Source organism: Comamonas sp. MYb69, assembly GCF_037479315.1.
Taxonomy (GTDB): Bacteria; Pseudomonadota; Gammaproteobacteria; order Burkholderiales; family Burkholderiaceae_C; genus Comamonas.
The window spans coordinates 361,964-381,461 of sequence record NZ_JBBGZG010000004.1 but is presented as its reverse complement, the minus strand read 5'-3'; the positions used below and the strand labels follow the sequence as shown (position 1 = coordinate 381,461).

General features: G+C 66.4%; 17 protein-coding genes. 5 read left to right on the top strand and 12 right to left on the bottom strand.

Going from position 1 to position 19,498, the window contains the following annotated elements; genetic code table 11:
• Positions 1–6: 6 nt before the first annotated feature.
• The 3 genes from acnD to WH303_RS08015 form a co-directional block, all read right to left on the bottom strand.
• Positions 7–2,646, bottom strand: coding sequence for a Fe/S-dependent 2-methylisocitrate dehydratase AcnD (gene acnD, locus WH303_RS08025; RefSeq protein WP_339517847.1), 2,640 nt, complete (start codon positions 2,644–2,646; stop codon positions 7–9).
• A gap of 85 nt (positions 2,647–2,731) precedes the next feature.
• On the bottom strand, positions 2,732–3,910 hold the full coding sequence (gene prpC / locus WH303_RS08020; protein WP_260719300.1) for a bifunctional 2-methylcitrate synthase/citrate synthase: 1,179 nt from the start codon (positions 3,908–3,910) through the stop codon (positions 2,732–2,734).
• The gene (locus WH303_RS08015; RefSeq protein ID WP_339517845.1) at positions 3,907–4,305 is read right to left on the bottom strand and encodes an acyl-CoA thioesterase; all 399 of its coding nucleotides are present in this window, start codon (positions 4,303–4,305) and stop codon (positions 3,907–3,909) included. The genes prpC and WH303_RS08015 overlap by 4 nt, the downstream gene beginning before the upstream one ends.
• Before the next feature lie 159 nt (positions 4,306–4,464).
• Here WH303_RS08015 and WH303_RS08010 point away from each other — a divergent pair, with 159 nt between their 5' ends.
• On the top strand, positions 4,465–5,883 hold the full coding sequence (locus WH303_RS08010; RefSeq protein WP_339517844.1) for a short-chain fatty acyl-CoA regulator family protein: 1,419 nt from the start codon (positions 4,465–4,467) through the stop codon (positions 5,881–5,883).
• Here the strand turns inward: WH303_RS08010 and WH303_RS08005 are convergent.
• Positions 5,865–6,776, bottom strand: coding sequence for a LysR family transcriptional regulator (locus WH303_RS08005; RefSeq protein ID WP_339517843.1), 912 nt, complete (start codon positions 6,774–6,776; stop codon positions 5,865–5,867). The genes WH303_RS08010 and WH303_RS08005 overlap by 19 nt on opposite strands.
• Positions 6,777–6,835: 59 nt before the next feature.
• Here WH303_RS08005 and WH303_RS08000 point away from each other — a divergent pair, with 59 nt between their 5' ends.
• Both WH303_RS08000 and WH303_RS07995 read left to right on the top strand, forming a co-directional pair.
• Positions 6,836–7,372, top strand: a complete 537-nt coding sequence (locus WH303_RS08000) for a GNAT family N-acetyltransferase (RefSeq protein WP_339517842.1) — start codon at positions 6,836–6,838, stop codon at positions 7,370–7,372.
• Between the two features lie 2 nt (positions 7,373–7,374).
• Positions 7,375–8,949, top strand: a complete 1,575-nt coding sequence (locus WH303_RS07995) for an MFS transporter (protein ID WP_339517840.1) — start codon at positions 7,375–7,377, stop codon at positions 8,947–8,949.
• Positions 8,950–8,964: 15 nt separating this feature from the next.
• Here WH303_RS07995 and WH303_RS07990 read toward each other — a convergent pair whose 3' ends face one another.
• The 7 genes from WH303_RS07990 to WH303_RS07960 all read right to left on the bottom strand — a co-directional run bounded on the left by WH303_RS07990 (position 8,965) and on the right by WH303_RS07960 (position 18,376).
• Positions 8,965–10,197, bottom strand: coding sequence for an acyl-CoA dehydrogenase (locus WH303_RS07990; protein WP_339517839.1), 1,233 nt, complete (start codon positions 10,195–10,197; stop codon positions 8,965–8,967).
• A gap of 55 nt (positions 10,198–10,252) precedes the next feature.
• Complete coding sequence (locus tag WH303_RS07985) at positions 10,253–11,557, bottom strand: NtaA/DmoA family FMN-dependent monooxygenase (RefSeq protein ID WP_339517837.1); 1,305 nt, start codon at positions 11,555–11,557, stop codon at positions 10,253–10,255.
• A 56-nt stretch (positions 11,558–11,613) separates the two neighbouring features.
• Entirely contained in the window at positions 11,614–13,392 is a 1,779-nt protein-coding gene (locus WH303_RS07980) for an ABC transporter ATP-binding protein (protein WP_339517835.1), read from the bottom strand.
• On the bottom strand, positions 13,389–14,309 hold the full coding sequence (locus WH303_RS07975; protein WP_339517834.1) for an ABC transporter permease: 921 nt from the start codon (positions 14,307–14,309) through the stop codon (positions 13,389–13,391). The genes WH303_RS07980 and WH303_RS07975 overlap by 4 nt, the downstream gene beginning before the upstream one ends.
• A complete protein-coding gene (locus WH303_RS07970; RefSeq protein ID WP_339517832.1) occupies positions 14,306–15,223 on the bottom strand; it encodes an ABC transporter permease in 918 nt (305 codons plus the stop codon). Before WH303_RS07970 ends, WH303_RS07975 begins: the two co-directional genes overlap by 4 nt.
• Positions 15,220–16,758, bottom strand: coding sequence for an ABC transporter substrate-binding protein (locus WH303_RS07965; protein ID WP_339517830.1), 1,539 nt, complete (start codon positions 16,756–16,758; stop codon positions 15,220–15,222). Before WH303_RS07965 ends, WH303_RS07970 begins: the two co-directional genes overlap by 4 nt.
• A gap of 88 nt (positions 16,759–16,846) precedes the next feature.
• A complete protein-coding gene (locus tag WH303_RS07960) occupies positions 16,847–18,376 on the bottom strand; it encodes a rhodanese-like domain-containing protein (protein WP_148293247.1) in 1,530 nt (509 codons plus the stop codon).
• A 62-nt stretch (positions 18,377–18,438) separates the two neighbouring features.
• Here WH303_RS07960 and WH303_RS07955 point away from each other — a divergent pair, with 62 nt between their 5' ends.
• Both WH303_RS07955 and WH303_RS07950 read left to right on the top strand, forming a co-directional pair.
• Complete coding sequence (locus WH303_RS07955) at positions 18,439–18,843, top strand: hypothetical protein (protein ID WP_339517828.1); 405 nt, start codon at positions 18,439–18,441, stop codon at positions 18,841–18,843.
• 154 nt (positions 18,844–18,997) lie between these two features.
• Complete coding sequence (locus tag WH303_RS07950) at positions 18,998–19,150, top strand: hypothetical protein (RefSeq protein WP_158400600.1); 153 nt, start codon at positions 18,998–19,000, stop codon at positions 19,148–19,150.
• Positions 19,151–19,253: 103 nt separating this feature from the next.
• Here the strand turns inward: WH303_RS07950 and WH303_RS07945 are convergent, their stop codons facing one another.
• Positions 19,254–19,424: a hypothetical protein gene (locus WH303_RS07945; protein ID WP_021028205.1), complete on the bottom strand. Its 171-nt coding sequence runs from the start codon at positions 19,422–19,424 to the stop codon at positions 19,254–19,256.
• Positions 19,425–19,498 lie beyond the last annotated feature (74 nt).

Sequence of the window (19,498 nt, the reverse complement as noted above, 5' to 3'; positions counted from 1 at the left end):
AGGCATTCACACCGGGGCCGGTTGCGCCGCGCGCGATGCCAGAAAGTCCTGCGCAAAGCGCTGCAGCACGCCGCCCGCCTCGTAGACAGACAGCTCCTCGCCGGTATCGAGGCGGCAGATCAGCGGCACGCGGTCCACCAGGCCGCTGTGGCGCCAGATCACCAGACTCAGCGTAGCGCGCGCTGTGCGTTCACCTTCCACATCATAGGTCTCCGTACCGTCCAATTGCAGCGTCTTGCGTGTCGTGCCCGGCTGGAACTCCAAAGGCAGCACGCCCATGCCGATCAGGTTGGTGCGGTGGATACGCTCAAAGCCCTCGGCCACCACTGCCTCCACCCCCGCCAGGCGCACGCCCTTGGCGGCCCAGTCGCGGCTGGAACCCTGGCCGTAGTCGGCACCGGCAATGATGATCAGCGGCTGGCGGCGCTGCAGATAGGTCTCCATCGCCTCCCACATGCGCACCACCTGCCCCTCGGGCTCGATACGGGCCAGCGAGCCTTTTTGCACCTGGCCACCCACCACGGCCATCTCGTTGACCAGCTGGGGGTTGGCAAAGGTGGCGCGCATGGCCGTCAGGTGGTCGCCCCGGTGGGTGGCGTAGGAGTTGAAGTCCTCCTCGGGCAGGCCCATCTTGGCCAGGTACTCGCCAGCGGCCGAGCTGGGCAGAATGGCGTTGGATGGCGAGAGGTGGTCGGTGGTGATGTTGTCGGGCAGCAGGGCCAGCGGCCGCAGCCCCTTGAGCGTGCGCGGATGCGCGGCCAGCGCGCCCACGCCCTCGGTGTCCCAGTACGGCGGGCGGCGGATATAGGTGGACTGGGGGCGCCAGGCATACTGTGGCGCAGCGCGCTCACCGTTGTCTGCCTGGATCGCAAACATGGGCTCGTACACCGCGCGGTACTGCGCAGGCTTGACCGCCTTAGCCACCACGGCATCAATCTCCGCGTCACTCGGCCACAGGTCCTGCAGCCGGATCTCCTGCCCGTTCACGACGGCCAGCACATCCTTTTCGATGTCAAAGCGGATGGTGCCCGCCATCGCATAGGCCACCACCAGCGGGGGCGAGGCCAGAAACGCCTGCTTGGCATAGGGGTGGATGCGGCCGTCGAAATTGCGGTTGCCCGAGAGCACCGCGGTGGTGTAGAGGTCGCGCTCAATGATCTGCTGCTGGATCTGCGCATCGAGCGCGCCGCTCATGCCATTGCAGGTGGTGCAGGCAAAGGCGACGATGCCAAAGCCCAGCGCCTCCAGGTCCTCCAGCAGACCTGCCTCTTGCAGGTACAGCTGCACCGCCTTCGATCCGGGCGCGAGCGAGGTCTTGACCCAGGGCTTGCGCGTGAGGCCCAGGCGCCGCGCATTGCGCGCCAGCAGCGCCGCAGCGATCACATTGCGCGGGTTGCTGGTGTTGGTGCAGCTGGTGATCGCCGCAATGATCACTGCACCATCGGGCAACAGGCCCTGGGCTTCCTGGGCGCGCGCCAGCGCCAGGGGCTCGGCGCCGGCAATGCCGCGCGCGGCCAGCTGCGAGGTCGGCAGGCGCCGGTGCGGGTTGGACGGACCCGCCATATTGCGCACCACCGTCGACAGGTCAAACTGCAGCACCCGCTCATACCGCACCTCCTGCAGGCTGTCCGCCCAAAAGCCGGCGGTCCTGGCATAGGTCTCGACCAGCTGCACCTGCGCTTCCTCCCGGCCCGTCAGCCGCAGGTAGGCCAGCGTCTGCGCGTCCACCGCAAACAGCGCGGCAGTGGCGCCATACTCCGGGCACATATTGGCAATGGTGGCCCGGTCACCAACCGAGAGGCTGCGCGCGCCCTCGCCATAAAACTCCAGATAGGCGCCCACCACCTTTTGCTGGCGCAGGAACTCGGTGAGCGCCAGCACAATATCGGTCGCGGTAATGCCCGGCTGGGGCTGGCCGCTCAAAGCCACGCCGACAATATCGGGCAGGCGCATCCACGAGGCCCGGCCCAGCATCACGTTCTCCGCCTCCAGCCCGCCCACCCCCACCGCAATCACGCCCAGCGCATCGACATGGGGCGTGTGGCTGTCGGTGCCCACGCAGGTATCGGGAAAGGCGACCCCATCCTGCACATAGACCACCGGCGACATCTTCTCCAGATTGATCTGGTGCATGATGCCGTTGCCCGCGGGAATCACATCCACGTTCGCAAAGGCCCGCTTGCTCCATTCGATGAAATGGAAGCGGTCCTCATTGCGGCGGTCCTCGATCGCGCGGTTTTTCTCAAAGGCCTGCGGGTCAAACCCGCCGCATTCGACAGCCAGCGAATGGTCCACGATCAGCTGCACCGGCACCACCGGGTTGACGGCGGACGGATCGCCGCCCGCCTGGGCAATCGCATCGCGCAGGCCCGCCAGGTCCACCAAGGCCGTCTGACCCAGGATGTCATGGCAGACCACGCGCACGGGGAACCAGGGAAAGTCGATATCGCGCCTGCGCTCGATCAGCTGGCGCAGGTAGTCCGGCAAGTAGGCCGGGTCGGCGCGGCGCACCAGGTTTTCGGCATGCACCCGCGCCGTATACGGCAGCTGCGCCCAGGCGCCGGGCGCCAGCGCATCGACTGCCGCCTGCGCATCAAAATAATCGAGGCCGGTGCCGGCCAGTGCTTGTCGGTAATTGCTGTTCATGGGGCAGTGCGGACCGGCGGGCTGGGCGGCCCGCAGGGTGTCGCTTTTCTATATAGATCTGTAGAAGGTCGGGCCGGCCGGCAGCTCAGCTGCGCTGGTCGATGGGCTGGAACACCTGGTCTTCCGGCCCCGTGTAGTGCGCGCTGGGGCGGATGATCTTGTTGTCCACCCGCTGCTCGATCACATGCGCCGCCCAGCCGCTGGTGCGCGCAATCACAAAGAGCGGCGTGAACATGGCAGTGGGCACGCCCATCATGTGGTAGCTCACGGCGCTGAACCAGTCGAGGTTGGGGAACATCTTCTTGGCCTCCCACATCACGGCCTCCAGGCGCTCGGCAATGTCGTACATTTTCGTGGAGCCGGCCTCCAGCGACAGCTCCCTGGCAACGCCCTTGATGACGACATTGCGCGGGTCGCTGACGGTGTAGACCGGGTGGCCAAAGCCAATCACCACCTCCTTGTTCTCCACCCGGCGGCGGATATCGGCCTCGGCGGCATCGGCGCTGTCGTAGCGCTTCTGGATCTCGAAGGCCACCTCGTTGGCGCCGCCATGCTTGGGGCCGCGCAGCGCGCCAATCGCGCCGGTGATTGACGAATACATATCGCTGCCGGTACCGGCAACGACGCGGGCGGTAAAGGTCGAGGCATTGAACTCATGCTCGGCATACAGATTCAGCGAGGTATGCATGGCCCGCTCCCACAGCGCACTGGGCTTTTTGCCATGCAGCAGGTGCAGAAAATGCGCGCCAATCGAGTCGTCATCCGTCTCCACATCGATGCACTTGCCCGAGGTGCTGAAGTGGTACCAGTACAGCAGCATGGAGCCGAGCGACGCCATCAGGCGGTCGGCAATGTCGCGCGCGCCGGGCAGGTTGTGGTCATCCTTCTCGGGCAGGGTGCAGCCCAGCACCGATACGCCCGTGCGCATCACATCCATCGGGTGGCTGGCGGCAGGCAGCTGCTCCAGCGCCTGCTTCACGCTCGCGGGCAGGCCGCGCAGCGCCTTGAGCTTGTCCTTGTAGGCGCGCAGCTCCGCCCGGTTGGGCAGCTTGCCATGCACCAGCAGGTGGGCGATCTCTTCAAACTCGCAGACCTGGGCCATGTCCAAAATGTCATAGCCCCGGTAGTGCAGGTCATTGCCGCTGCGCCCTACGGTGCACAAGGCGGTGTTGCCCGCCGTCACGCCCGAGAGCGCAACCGATTTCTTGGGCTTGAAGGTCGAAGGCGTGGTGGGCGCGGTGGCCTCGGCGGTCGTGGTGGTCATAGCAGGGGTTCCTGGTTCAAATATGCGCAATCGAGAGGAATGGGCCGGCCTTTGGCATCGACGGCCACCATGTCAAACAAACCTTGGAGCACCAGCTCGGGCGGTGTGCCCGGCAGCGCAGCCGAGCCGGTGACGCAGACGGTCATCGAGCTGCGGCCTACACGGCTGACCCAGGCACGCAAGGTCAGCGCATGGCCCACCGGTGCCGGTGCCACAAAGTCCACCCGGCTGACGGCGGCCATCACGACTTCGCGTTGCGCCAGGCTGCGGGCCGCCAAAAACGCTGCCTTGGCCATCAGCTGCAAACCCTGGCCCGCAAACAGCGTGCCGTGGTGGTTGGCCAGCGCCGGCAGTACCAGCTCTTGCAACTCGGCGAATCCGGTAGGTGTTGTCATGTTTCGCAATTTACGCAAAATACAAAGGGGTGAACAGCACTGAAATGGCGAATTTCTGCGAATGAAAATCGGCATTTTGCGAATTTTGCGAAATGTAGAATCTGGCTATTCCACCGCCCCTTCGATGCGAGCGCCACTGTTGACGCGAAAGACTCTGCAATGAAAAAGACCTTTATGGGCGTCAAGCTGCGCAAGCTGCGCGCCGAACGCAATCTGTCCCAGATTGCGCTGGCCCATGCGCTGGGGCTCTCGCCCAGCTACCTCAACCAGATCGAACAAAACCAGCGGCCGCTGACGGTGTCGGTGCTGCTCAAACTGCACCGCAGCCTGGGCGTGGATATCCAGCAGTTCTCCGAAGACGAAGAGGCGCGCTTGGTGGCGGGTCTGCGCGAAGCGCTCGCCGATGCGCCCGAGGCCATTGCGCTGCCAGAGCTGCAAGAGGTGGCCACGCAAATGCCGGCGCTGGGCGCAGCGGTGGTGGCGCTGTACCGAAGCCATCTGGAGACCAAGGAGCGGCTCGAAGCGCTGTCGCTACAGCTGGGCGATGACCGCGCCGGCAGCAGCCAGACCGCCGCCATGCCGTTTGAGGTGGTGCGCGATTTCTTCTTCTCGCACCAGAACTACTTTGATGCGGTGGACCGCGCCGCCGAAAGCCTGGCCGCTCAGGCCCAGGCAGAGCGCCCGGGCAGGCCGCTGGCCGACTGGCTGCGTGAGCGCCTGGCGCTGGCGCACCAGGTGCGGGTGGAGTTGGTGGACAGCGCAGGCGCGAGCAAACGCCAGTTCGACCCCGCCTCGCGCCTGCTGCAGCTGTCCTCTGCGCTGGGCACTGCGCAGCAGGCGTTCCAGCTTGCCACCCAGCTGGCGCTGCTCGAGATCGGCGACACGCTCGACAGCCTCAGCCAGGTGCCAACGCTCATCAGCGACCCCGCTGCCCGCAGGCTGGCGCGGCTGGGCCTGGCCAACTATTTTGCCGGCGCCCTGCTGCTGCCCTATGGGCCCTTTCTACAAGCCGCCGAGGCGCTGGGCTATGACATTGACCTGCTCGGCCAGCGCTTTGCCGTGGGCTTTGAGACCGTCTGCCACCGCCTGAGCACCCTGCAGCGGCCAGGCAGCCCGGGCGTGCCGTTTTTCTTTGTACGGGTGGACCGGGCCGGCAATATCTCCAAGCGCCAGTCGGCCACGCATTTCCATTTCAGCCGCACCGGCGGCACCTGCCCGCTGTGGAATGTCTACGAGGCCTTTGGCCAGCCCGGCCAGGTGCTGGCCCAGGTGGCCGCCATGCCCGATGGCCGGCGCTACCTGTGGATTGCGCGCTCGGTCTCGGGCGGGCAACGCGGCTATGGCGCGCCGCGCAAGACATTTTCGATCGGCCTGGGCTGTGACCTGCGCCATGCAGCGCGCCTCGTCTATGCCAAGGGCATCGACCTGCAGGACCCGGAGCTGGCCACGCCGATCGGCATGGGCTGCAAGGTCTGCGAGCGCGACCACTGCCCGCAGCGCGCCTTTCCCTACCTGGGCAAAAGCCTGGCCGTCGACGAGAACTCCAGCCGTCTCACCCCCTACGGCTCGGGCGTCTGAATCTCCGCCAGCAGCTGGCCAAAACGCCGCTCGACATACTGCGCCGTCGGGCTGCGCCGCGCGCCCTGGCGCCAGAGCATGCGCACCGACAGCGGGGGCAGCGCCAGCGCCGGGCAGGGCACCTCGCGCAGCGCCTGGCGGTTGCCTTCGTAGTGCGCGATATTGACGGGCAGCACCGCCCAGCCCAGCTTGTCGGCCACCATGTCGGCGATGTTGTAGAAGCTGTCCGAGCGCCACACGCGCGGGCTGTAGGCGCGCTCGTGCACATCCTCGGTATGCATCAGCAGCTGGCGGTGCTGGGCCAGTTGTTGCAGGCCCACCACCCGGCCATCGGCGAGCGGGTGGTCGGTCGCCACAAACACCCCCTGGGGCACGGTGCCCAGGTGGCGCTGCTCAAAATGCTGCAGCACCGGGCCCCGGTCGATATGCAGCGCCATGCCCGCTCTGCCCTCGCCCACATAGTCAGCCACCTCGCTGGCGGTGCCATTGAGCAGCAGCAGCTCCAGGCCCGGGTACTGCTGCGCCATCTCGCGCAGCAGGCTGGCCACCGCCGTATAGGGCAGCGCCTCGTCAATCGCCAGCGACAGCTCGGCATCGGCCCCGCCGCTCAGCGCCTGCGCGCGCTGGTCCAGCTGCTCGGCCTGGCGCAGCAGCTCGCGCGCTTCGAGCAGCAGCACCCGGCCCGCATCGGTGAGCTGGGCATTGCGGTGCGAGCGGTCAAACAGCACCACGCCCAGGTCCACCTCCAGCATGCCCACGGCGGTGCTGACGGCCGACTGCGCCTTGCCCAGGCTACGTGCAGCGGCAGAGAAAGAGCCACTGTCGGCGGTGGCGACAAACTGCCGCAGTTGTTCAACGGTCCATTCCATAGCCCGGTACTGTAGCTCATCCATCTTCATTATTGATGGATTCCAACTTTATCAATCGATTTTTATGGCGCAATATCGGACCCATGCAATCGATCCACACCCCCGCACCAGCCCTGACGATGGCCTGGTGCCATGACCCCGCGCAGTCGCCAGCGATCCTGGCGCTGTTCATGGGCCAGCTCAGTCCCCATTACATCTCCCATGGCGAGCTGCAGTCCCCGCGCGCCATCGCACCGGGCCAATGGAGCCCCCAGCTGGCCGACAACATGGCCCTGCAGATTGAGGCCACCCTGGCCGCGCCCGAAGCCAACGCGATGCAGCGCATCGCCACCGCCCACCAGGGCGATACGCTGGTCGGCGTCGCCTTTGTCGCGCTCGACGAGGAGCAGCGCGCGCCCACCCCGTTTGCCACCCTGGATGACCTGGTGGTCAGCCCCGCCGCACGCGGCCAGGGCCTGGGCCAGGCACTGTTTGGCTGGGTCTGCGCCCAGCTGCAGGCAGAAGGCGTGCAGCGCCTGTTTCTGGAAAGCGGTATCGGCAACCAAGGGGCGCACCGGCTGTTTGAGCGCCTGGGCTGCCAGCCCGTGTCCGTCACGATGATGAAAGAGTTGGGAGTTTGACCATGGCATTGCATTCCAAAAGATGGCTGGTGCTGGCCATTGTGTCGATGGCGCTGCTGCTGATCGTCGTTGACATGACGGTGCTCTACACCGCCCTGCCGACCCTCACCCATGACCTGGCGGCCTCCACCTCGATGAAGCTGTGGATCGTCAACGCCTATGCGCTGGTGGTCGCGGGCCTGCTGCTGAGCACGGGCGCGCTGGGCGACCGCCTGGGCTACCGCCGCATGTTCATGCTCGGCCTGGTGATCTTTGGCGCCGCCTCGCTGGCAGCCGCCTATGCGCCCAATGCCGGGCTGCTGATTGCCGCGCGCGCCGTGCTGGGCCTGGGTGCGGCCATCATGATGCCCGCCACGCTGGCCATCATCCGCATGAGCTTTCCCGACCAGCGCGAGCGCTCGGTCGCCATTGGCATCTGGGCCTCGGTCGCCTCGGGGGGCGCAGCGCTTGGCCCGGTGGTGGGCGGTGTGCTGCTGGAGTACTTCTGGTGGGGCTCGGTGTTTCTGGTCAATGTGCCCATCGTGGCGCTGGCGCTGGTGCTGACCGTCTGGCTCATTCCTGCAGACCGCCTGAGCACCAAGGCCAGCCTGGCCGGCTGGGACTACACCAGCTCGCTGCAGGCCATGGTTGCGATGGTCAGCCTGGTGCTGGGCATCAAGGAGCTGGCCAAGCCCGCGCCATCGCTGGTGTTTGCCGTGCTGATGGGGCTACTCAGTGCCGCCGTGCTGTGGGTCTTTATCCGCCGCCAGCTCAGCCGGCCCCAGCCGCTGATCGAGCTGCGTCTGTTCCGCATTCCGACGTTCTCGGGCGGTGTGGTGGCTGCCGTGGTGGCTGCTGTGGCCCTGGTCGGGGTGGAGCTGGTGTTCAGCCAGCGCCTGCAGCTGGTGCTGGGCCTCAGCCCCCTGCAAGCGGGACTGGCCATTTTGCCAATCCCCGTGGCCGCCTTTGTCGCCGGCCCCATTGCCGGCTGGGCACTGTCGCGCCTGGGCACCCACCAGCTGATTGTGGGCGGCCTCCTCGTGACCGCCGTGGCGCTGTGCGCGCTGGCCATGAGCCTCAACAGCGATGCCCATGGCCTGCAGAAAATCGCGGTGCTGGCCGTCCTGGGCCTGGGTGTGGGTGCCACCATCACCGCCGCATCGAACGCGGTGATGAACAGCGCGCCGCCCGAGCATGCCGGCATGGCCGCATCGGTCGAAGAGGTGTCCTACGAGTTTGGTGGCGTGCTGGGCGTGGCCTTGCTGGGCAGCGTGCTGTCCTGGCGCTACACCAGCAGCCTGGTGCTGCCAGACAGCCTGCAAGGCGCCGCTGGCGGGGCCAGTGGCGCTAGCGACGGCATCGATGCGGCTTTGTTGGCGGCCGAAAAACTGCCGCCGCAGGCTGCCACGCAGCTGCTGGGCCTGGCCCATGCCGCGTTTGACCAGGGCTTTATCGCCGTGATGGCCACTGCCGTGCTGCTGGTGCTGGCCGCCGCACTGGCCGTCGCCCTGCTGCGCAGCGGGAGCCCCAAGCGGCGCAGCCCATCTGCAAAACCAGCGGCCAACGCCGTGCCAGGTGTGCCGGGTGAAGGGCGCTGACCCCCAAAAGGCGCGTTAGAAAAAGTCCTTGTCGGGCAGCGGCTCGCCATGCACCGCCAGCTTGCCCAGCGCCAGCGCCTTGTACAGCGCCGGGTTGTGCGATGCCACGGTGCGGGCATTGCGCCAGTGGCGGTCCAGGTTTTGCGTGCGCAAGGTGGACGAGGCACCACCCAGGTCAAACACTGCCGTGCCAGCCTGCAGCACCAGGCCGTCGACGATCAGCTTGGCCTTGGCGGCCAGCACCGCCGCATGGTGGGCCGTGTCCTTCAAGGCGGGGTCGCCTTCGGCGGTGGCGAGCGAGGCATCCTGCGCATGGCTGGCTGCTGCCACCACCGCTTCAGCGGCAAACAGCTGGGCTGACAGGTCGCCGACGATCTTCAGCAACAGCGGATCTTGCGCCGGGGTATCGGCAGCGGCAAAGAAAAAGCCCTTGCGCGAGCGCTTGTGCAGCATCGCCGACGCATCACGCACAATGGCGCGCAGGATGCCGGTGTTCACCGCCGTCAGAAAGAGCTGCGGCAAGGTGCTCTTGTAAGGCCGGCTGTAGCCGGTACCGGCGCTGTCTACGATGATTTCCTCAGGCTCCACCCGCACGTTCTCGAACAAGGTGGTGCCGCTGCCGGTCATGCGCTGGCCCATGGCGTCCCAGTCATCGACCAGGTTCACGCCTTCGCGGCGGGTGGGGATAATCGCAGTCACATCGCGCTCCTGCGCATCGCGCGCCCGCACGATGACGAAATCCGCATACAGGCTGCCGGTGCTGTAGAACTTGGCGCCCGTCATGCGGAAATGCGCGCCGTCGGGCACCAGGCGCGTGAAGGTCTTCTCGCCGCTTCTGGCCTGCGCCAGCTCGGTATTGGCCAGGCCAAAGATGGCCCCCTGGGCCACCTGATCGCGCCAGAAATGCGCCTGCGCGCTGACTGGGTTGCGCGCAAAGCGCTCCACAAAGACAAAGTGGTTGCGCAGGATATGCGCGACGTTGGAGTCGGCAGCGCCCAGCGCAATCACCTGCTCCATCAGCCCCGCAATGCTGGCCCCTGTGCCGCCCTCGGCCACCGGCAGGCGGTAGGCACCAAAGCGCTGCTCCTTCAAGGCCTGGATCTGCGCAAACGGCAGAATGCGCTTTTCCTCGCGCTCGGCCGAGCCAGCGGCGATCTCGTCAAACAGCGCTTGCCAGTCGGCGCTGGCGGTTCCGCTGGTGGCGGTCTGCGCAGCAGGGGTCAGGGTCTGGGGATGGTCGATTTTCATAAACGGTTCTGCAAAAAGCGCGGGCCGGGCCCGGCGGGTGTGTAGGGAGAGGGGCTCAGGCCGCAGCCAGGCCCAGGTTGCCGCGCAAGGTGCTGGCGCTGTAGCCCTCGCGGTAAACGCCGGCTTTGCGCAGCAGCGGCACCACCTGGTCGACAAAGTCTTCCAGGCCCGAGGGCAGCACGTCGTGCATCAGGTTGAAGCCATCGATGGCACCACTGCGGAACCAGCTCAGCATGTAGTCGGCCACCTGCTCGGGCGTGCCGACGATGGTGTTGTGGTTGCTGCCGCCGCCGTTTTGCGCACGAATGAGCTCGCGCACCGTCCAGCCATGGCTGCCCGCCTTGTCCACCACGTTCTTGGCAAAGGTGGTCATGCCGTTGTCCGGCAGTTGCAGGTCTGCGCGCAGCGGCCGGTCCAGGTCGGCATGGCCAAAGCGGGTTTGCAGCAGGTCCGACAGGTAGTTGAGCCCCTGCTCAATCGGCACCAGATCGGCCAGCGCCTGGGCGCGCTGCTGCGCGGCCTGCTCGGTGGCACCCAGCACGGTGACCAGGCCGGGGAAGACCTTGATGGTGCTGCTGGCACGCCCCAGCGCCTTGAGCCGGGCATCGAGCGCCTGGCGGTAGCTTTGCGCCTGCGCCAGCGATGGCGCCAAGGTAAACACCGCATCGGCATGCAGGGCGGCCAGGTCCAGGCCCGCATCCGAGCCTCCGGCCTGCACCACCAGTGGCCGGCCTTGCGGGCTGGGCGGCACATTGATGGGGCCCTCGACCGCAAAGAACTCGCCCTGGTGCGCAATCGGGCGGATCTGCGCCGGGTCAAAGTACTGGCCGGTGGCGCGGTCGGCCACAATGCCGCCCGGCCCCCAGCTGGCCCACAGGTCCTTGAGCACCTGGCTGAACTCCGCCGCGCGCCGGTAGCGGTCGGCATGCGCCAGCGGCGCGCTGCGGCCAAAGTTGCGCGCGGCCTCGACATCGGCCGAGGTGACGATGTTTACCCCCGAGCGCCCGCCACTGACCAGATCCAGCGACGCAAAGCGCCGCGCGATGTTGAAGGGCTCGTTGTACGACGAAGACACCGTTGCCAGCAGGCCGATATGCCGGGTCTGCGCGGCAATCAAGGTCAGCAAAATGCTGGGCTCGATCGCCGGAAATGGGCGGTGCAGGCTGTTGCCGGGAAAGGCCGCGCGGTCCGAGAAGAACACCGCATCAAAGCCGCCCCGCTCTGCGGTCTGCGCCAGGCGGACAAAGTAGTCGGGCGTTACCGGCCACAGCGGGTCGTTCTGCGGCCACAGCCAGGCAGCGGCATGGGCGCCTGCGCCATAGATATTGAGGTTGAGGTGGAGTTGGGTAGGCTGGCTCATCGTGTGGGGCACACAGGGGATATCAAAAATAGGTTCAGCGCAAGCACGGAGCGGCGTCAGGCCACGCGGGCCAGCGCGGGGCTGTCTGGCTCAGCCTCGGCCGGCCGGGTCTTGAAGCGGCTGCGCGCCGGGTCGATGTCGAGCATTGCGTCGAGCAGACTGCGGGTATAGGCATGGCGCGGCGCGCCAAAGATCTGGTCACGCGGGCCGGCTTCCACCACCCGGCCCTTTTCCAGCACGACGATGTCGTCCGAGATCGCATAGACGCTCTCCAGCCCATGGGCGATAAACACCATACTCAGCTGCAAGTCCTTTTTGAGGCGCTGCAGCAGCGCCAGGATTTCGGCCTGCACCGACACATCAAGCGCAGAGACGGGCTCGTCGCAGATCAGCAGCTGGGGCTGCACGCTGAGCGCCCGCGCAATGCAGACGCGCTGGCGCTGGCCGCCCGAGAGCTCATGGGCAAAGCGATCGAGGGCCGAGGCCGGCAGGCCCACCATGGCCAGCAATTGCGCCGCTTGCGCGCGCAGCTGCGCTGCCGTCCAGCCCGGCTGCTCGGCCAGCGGCTCGGTGATCAGCTGGCCAATGCGCATGCGCGGGTTCAGCGATGCATAGGGGTCCTGGAACACCATCTGGATGCTGGCAGCGGCGCGCACCGCCGGGTCGCCCAGATCGGCGCCATCAAAGCGCAGGCTGCCGCCATCGGCCTGCGCCAGGCCGGCGATGATGCGCGCCAAAGATGATTTTCCACTGCCCGACTCACCCACCAGGCCCAGGGTGCGGCCCCGTTGCAGCGAGAAAGACACCCCATCCAAGGCGAGGTGCTTGAAGGGTTTGAAATGCCAGGCACGGGGCTGCTGGTAGTACTTGCTCACGGCATCCAGCTGCAGAATCGGCGGCGCATCTTGCGCAGCTTGCGGTTGCTGCAGCGCGGCCTCTGCCAAGGGCTGGCGCACCACGGCCGGAATGCGCGGCGCCAGCGCCAGCAACTGCTGGGTGTAGGCCGCCTGCGGCCTGGCAAACAGCTGCTGCACCGGGGCGGATTCGACGATCTCGCCGTGGCGCATCACATGCACCTGGTCGGCCACCTGGGCGACGACCGACAGGTCATGGGTGATCAGCAGCACGCCCACATTCGACTGCTCGGCCGTACGCACCATCAGCTCCAGCACCTGGGCCTGCACCGTGTTGTCCAGCGCCGTGGTCGGCTCATCGGCAATCAGCAAGGCCGGCTCACCGGCCATCGCAATGGCCAGCATCACGCGCTGGCGCATGCCGCCCGAGAGCTGAAACGGGTAGTCCTGCAGCAGCTGCGCAGGCCGGGGCAGGCCCATGCGGGCCAGCAGGTCAATGGCCTCGGCCCGGCGCTGGGCACGCGTGAGCTGCCGCTTGTAGTACAGCACCTCTTCAATCTGGTCGCCAATGGTCAGCACCGGGTTGAGCGACGACAGCGGCTCCTGGAACACCATACCCGCATCGGCTCCGCGCAGGCTGCGCCAGTCGGCGCGTCCAAGATTGCGCAGATCGTGGCCATTGAGCATGGCCTCGTCCGCACTGAAGCGGGCATTGCCCGGCAGCAGGCCCAGCACGCTCAGGGCCGTCAAGGTCTTGCCCGATCCGCTCTCGCCCACCAAGGCCAGCACCTGCCGGCGTTTGACCTCTATATCCACCCCGTGCACCAGGCGCAGCGGCTCGCCGCCACCATGGGGTTGCAGTGTGACGCCGGCATTGCGGTAGCGCAGCACGGTGTCTGCCAAGCCCGTCTGCAGCGCGGCAGGGCGAAGGATGGCGCCAGCGTAGCTGGCGGCGTGGGCAGGCGTTGGGGCAGCAGTCATGGCAGGCGTGGGTCCAGGTAGTCTCTGAGCCAATCGCCCAGCAAGATGATGCTAAAAACCGTGGCCGTCAGCGCCACGCCCGGGAAAGTGCTGATCCACCAGCTGGTGGCCAGCTGCTGGCGCCCATCGGCCAGCATCTGGCCCCAGGAGATATCGGGCGGCTGGATGCCAAAGCCCAGAAAGCTCAACGACGACTCCGTCAGGATGACGGTGCCAATGTTCAAGGTGGCCACCACCACGAGGGCCGGCAGGATGTTGGGCAGGATGTGGCGCAGCAGCAGGCGCGAGGTGCGCACGCGGCTCACGCGCGCGGCAGCGACAAACTCCAGCTCCTTGACGCGCAGCACCTCGGCGCGCGCAATGCGGGTGTAGATCACCCAGTTGGTGAGCGCTATCACCACGATCAGCGGCGCCAGGCCGGCGCCAGCCACCAGGGCCACCACCAGCATGAACAGCATGGCTGGAATCGCCAGGATGGCATCGACCACGCGCATCAACACCTGGTCCAGCCAGCCGCCGCGCAGCCCGGCCAGCACGCCAATCGCCACACCAATGGCCCCCGACAGCGCCACGGCCGCCAGGCCCACGATGACCGAGCTGCGCGCGCCGTAGATGATGCGCGCCAGCATGTCGCGGCCCTGGCCATCGGTGCCCAGCGGGTAGGCCCACTGGCCCTTGTCCAGCCAGACGGGGGGCAGGTAGCGCAGCGACAGATTGCGCTTGACCGGGTCGGCCAGCGGCAGCAGATCGGCGCCCAGGGTGGTCAGCAGGATCAGCAGCAGCAAGATGGCGCCCAAGCGGCCACTGCGGCTGCGCCACAGCGCGCGCAAAAAGCGCTGCAGGCCCGAAGGCTGCGCTGCGGCCGCAGGCGCGCCGGCCTGCAGGGCCGCGCCGGTATTCACCACCACGCCGCTCATAGCTTCATCCTTGGGTCAATCAGGCGGTAGACCACATCGGTGGCAAAGTTCACCAGCAAGGTCATCGCGGTGATCACCAGCACACTGATCTGGATCACCGCCATGTCCTTGGTGTTGATCGCCTGCACGATCAGTTGGCCCAGGCCCGGCCAGGCAAAAATGGTCTCGGTCACCAGCGCGCCACCCAGCAGCGCCACCACGTGCAGCGAGGTCATCGTCACCGTCGGGATCGCGGCATTGCGCAGCGCATGCTTGCCAATCACCAGCCAGTCGGGAATGCCCTTGGCATAGGCGGTGCGCATATAGTCCTGGCTCAAGGTTTCGAGCATGCTGGCGCGCACCAGCTTGGCCAGGTCACCGGCAAAAGCGGTGCCCAGGGTCAGCGCGGGCATTACCAGGTGCGCCCAGGTACCGCTGCCCGATACCGGCAGCCAGCGCAGGCTGACGCCAAACGCCAGGATCAGCATGATGGCCACCCAGAAATTGGGCATGGCCTTGCCCAGCACGGCTACGCCGGAGACCGCATGGTCCACCCAGCTGCCGCGCCGCAAGGCTGCCGCCACGCCAGCGGGCACCGCGATCAGCACGGCCACCAGCATCGATGCGGCAGCCAGCAGCAAGGTGGCGGGCAGGCGCTCGAGCACAATGGGCAGCGCCGAGCTGCCATAGCGGTACGAGGTGCCAAAATCGCCGTGCAGCAGGTTGCGCATGTAGTTGAGGTACTGCAGGTGCACCGGCTGGTCCAGCCCCCAGGCGGCCACCATGGCCAGGCGGTCGGCCTCCGAGGCCTGGTCCGGGATCATCATCACCGTCGGGTCGCCGGCCAGAAACACCAGTGCAAACACGATCAGGGTGACCGTGAACAGCACCGGCACCGCCTGGAGCAGCAGCCGCCACAAGGCCGAGAGCATCATGCGCGCCGCACTTGTTCGGCCGGGATCATCTCGTCAAAGCGGCCGGCAAACTGCACCCGCTTGTTGACGCTGTAGATCGCCTTGGGATAGAGCACACCGATGCGGGCGCGGTCCTGGGTGATGATCTCCTGCGCGCGCCAGATGATGGCCTGGCGCTCCTTCTCGCCGGTGGTGGCGGGCAGCTCGGTTGCCAGGCGCTCGAACTCGGCGTTCTTCCAGTGCGGGTTGAAGCGCTTGAGCGAGCCCATGTTCAGGATGAAGGAGGCATCGGTGTAGGAGCCCATGCCCCAGAAATAGATCTCGCCGTGCGAATCACTGCCTACGCGGGCGTTGTAGATGCTCCATTCCTGCACTTCAAGCTGGGCATTGAGGCCGACATCCTGCAGGTAGCCGACGATGGCCTCGGAGACCTCGCGGTCCTTGATATAGCGGCCGCTGGGTGAGCCAAAACGGATCTTGGCCCCCTTGGCGCCTGCCGCCTGGATCAGCTGGCGGGCCTTGTCCGGGTTGAAGGAGTTGGCTGCCGTCAGGCGGGTATTGGCGTTCGGGATCTCGGGCGGGAACAAGCCTCGCGTGGCGGTGGCATAGCCATCGGCCACCACCTCAGCCAGCTCCTGGCGGTTGATGGCCAGGTCAATCGCCTCGCGCACCCGCGCGTCGTGGGTGATCACACCCGGCTCGGTGCGCAGGTGCAAACCAAAGTTGCGCGCAATATTGAAGGCGACGATGCCGGTGTCGGCATTGGACTTGAGGCGGCCGATGTCCTCGGGCGGAATGTTCACCGCCAGGTCCACGCCGCCGGACAAGGCCTCGGCCACGCGCGTGGCGGTTTCAGGAATCGCGCGGATCACCACCCGCTCCCAGTGCGGCGCCCCACCCCACCACTGGGGGTTGCGCGCGAGCACCAGGCGGTCGGCCTTTTTCCACTCGACAAACTTGTAGGGGCCCGTGCCGATGGGTTTGGCAAAGAAGGCCTCTTCGCTGCCCGCCGCCTTGAACGCATGCTGGGGCAGGATCGAGCCGCCATTGCCGACAAAGTTGTGCAGAAACAGCGGATCGGGCTTGCTGGTAACCAGGCGCACCCGGTGCGGGCCCAGCACCTCGACCTTTTCCACCGAGCGAAACTTCTCCACCGCGCTCAGCAGCTTGGGGTTGCCTTTCATGCGCTCGACGGTGAACTTCACATCTTCGGCAGTAAAGGGCTTGCCGTCGTGCCACTGCACATCAGGGCGCAGCTCAAACACCCAGGTGCGCGGGTCTTCCTGCTTCCAGGACTGGGCCAGGCCCGGCGTGAAGGCCATCTTGCCGTTCGGGAATTCCTTGTTGACCAGGTACTCATAGAGATTGACCAGCGCCGACTGGGTGCTGTTGTTCTCGTGGTTGGCCGGGTCCAGGGACAAGATGTCGTTGCTCTGCGCAATCGTCAGCGTGGTCGATCCCGCCGCAAAGGCGGCCCGCGGCAGCGCAAAGGGCAGCGCGGCCAGGCTGGCCGTGGCGGCGGCGTTTTTCAGAAAGATACGGCGGCTGGTGGACATGGGGATTCAATTCAAAGAGAAAAAGGGGACAGGTGGGCCTCAGGCCGCTCAGCGGGCCTTGGCGGATACCAACAACAGACAGCGCGGATCAGCCCAAACAGAACAGCGCCCGCTCTTGCGCATCGATCTGGGCGAGCAGGCCGGTTTCCCATGCCAGGTAGGCACGCGCTGCCGCCTTGTTGCCGCTGTGGCGGTCATGCACAAAAAACAGGTAGTCAATGCGCTCGGCATCGCTGGGCGCATCGGCACTGGCGACCACGGTCAGCCCTGCGCGCTGCCACTGCTCGGGCCCGTCGCTCAGCAGATGCCATACGCCGCCCACATCGCGCGCAGCGGCTGCTGCCAGCGCAGGCTCGGGCGTGATGAACACAGTTGCCCGGGTCCCATCGCCGCGCTGCAGCAACGGCCGGATGGACCAGCGCGCACCGGCGATATGGCCAGCGCGGTAGCTGGCGCTGTCGCGCAGATCGACCAGATCATAGACAGTGGGGTCCGCAGCCAGCGCCGCACTGCTGATGCGCGGCAACGCCGCTTCAGGCAAGGGCGCCGTGGGGATCGCCGGCAAGGCATCGGGCCTGGCCAGATAGGCCTTATGCCCCAGGCGCCGCAGCCAGACCGCCGTCATCGGCGCGCGCAGGCCATCGGTATCCACCAGCACAATGCGCGCATGGCGCGTGCCCAGGTACTGGTCGGTGGCCTGCACCAGCTGGCCGCCGGGCGCATGGGCGGCACCGGCAATGGGGCTGGCGGCAACTTCTTCGGGCGAGCGCACATCCAGCAGGTAGGTGGTGCGCTCGGGGTCGGCCAGCCAGGCGGCCAAGGTGGCGGCATCCAGGTGTGCCGCGCCCTGCTGCTCGCTCAGCTGGGCCAGCCGGGTGGCCACCTCGGGCGCCGGTGCACGGCGGTGTTCGGGGTAGCTGCGGCTTTGGCCATGCTCGAGCGGCAGGTCGTTCAAATACCAGCCCTGGGTGCCGTTCTCCAGCGCATAGATGGGATTGGGCAGGCCCAGGTCGCGCAGGGTCTGCGCGCCCACAATGGAGCGGGTGCGGCCGGCGCAGTTGACGACCACCGTCGTCTGCGCATCCGGGATCAGATCGGCATGGCGCAGCGCCAGCTCGCCATTGGGGCAGCTGATCGCGCCGGGAATGCTCATCTTGTTGAACTCGGCCAGCGGCCGGCCATCGAGCACCACCAGCTTGCCGCCAGACGCTTGCAGCTGCTGCAATTGCTGCGCGCTGATATGGGGAGTGCCCAGCGCGGCCTCGGCCAGCTCGCCAAAGGTTTTGGATGGCAGGTTCACGCCCTTGAACAGCACCAGGCCCGCCGCCTCCCAGGCGGCCACCCCGCCCTCGCTGATGGACAGATCGCTGTAGCCCAGCGCTGCCAGCGCCCGAGCGGCCCGGCTGGCAACACCGTTGCCGCCATCGATCAAAACAATGCGCGTGGACAGCCTGGGCACCAGGCGGGCGATATCGGCCTCCAGGCGGCTGTAGGCCAGCGGGATGGCCAAAAATGGGTGACCCTCCCCAAACTCGCCGGCTTCGCGCACATCCAAAAACGCGAACTCTTGGCCATCCCCCAACAGGGCTTTGACGGACAGCGGACTCAGTGCTTGCATAAAAACCATCATCTCTCGGACACAGCCCCAGACACAAAGGGGCATGGGGGAGAGCTGCGATTGTGCGCAAGGGCCCACTCGGCGAAAACGAATTAAATCTACTTAGCATATTTGCTGAGCGAGTATGGTGCGGCCGGCTAGCCGCAGGCAGCAAAGCCCCAGCCTCAGCAGCGCACGGACCCATCCTCCCGCGCGCTACCCACCACCAGCAAGGCGGCAGCCGCCACACCGGCCGCGGGCCAGAGCATCGCCGGCAAGTCCCATGCATCCCTCCCCTGCCCAGGCTCCCAGCCGATGCACGGGCGCTGGCAGCGCTGATCTATGGCAGCCTGGCCGAGGCGGCGTTCTGGATTGCCGATGGGGCTGAAGGTGCGGATGGGGCCGATGGCGCTGCGCGCCTGGAGCAAGCCGCCGCAGGTCTGGATTTGCTGCTGCGGGGCTTGCTGGTGCAGCCGCAGCGTGGCTAGCTCTGGCGGCTGTGTGAGGTTGATGGTGACGACATGCCTCCCCGGCTTACTACGCCTAGGCAAGCACAGCGACTACAGATTCCGCAATGCCATGCCCTTAACCTGAAAGGGCAGCAAAAATCGCGCTGCATCCCCCCTTTAACCGGAGACAGAGATGAGCAACCAGCAGCAACCCAACCAAAGTCCCAATGGCCAACAACCTGCCCAAAAGCAGCAGGACCAGCAAAACCAGCAGCGCCCTGCCCAGCAGCAGCAACAAGGCCGGGACCAGAACCAGCAGCAGCAAGCGCAGTCCCAGCAGCAGTAAACGCAATGGTGGCAGGGCGTCTGGCCCGCCCGGCACGCGCCCGGCTCCCGCCTAAAGGCCGCCCAAGAAAAAACCCGCCATTGCGGGTTTTGTGTCGTATCGCTTAGGGGCGAAATTGCGTTTGGTAATGTTTCAGTGCCAATTCCACATCCTGCAGGCGATCATATTGCGGGGAGCCCATGAAGGGCTCCAGATCCCGTAAACCAATCACTTCCAGTTCCAGACGCTCGTATTGCGCTTGCGTCACCACAAGCAGGTCTTCCGCTTCTCGCATAAGACCTCCTTTCCACCTGGTACCCAAATCCGTAAGTTTGGCTGACGATCCAGGTTCCACCACGATAGCGCCAT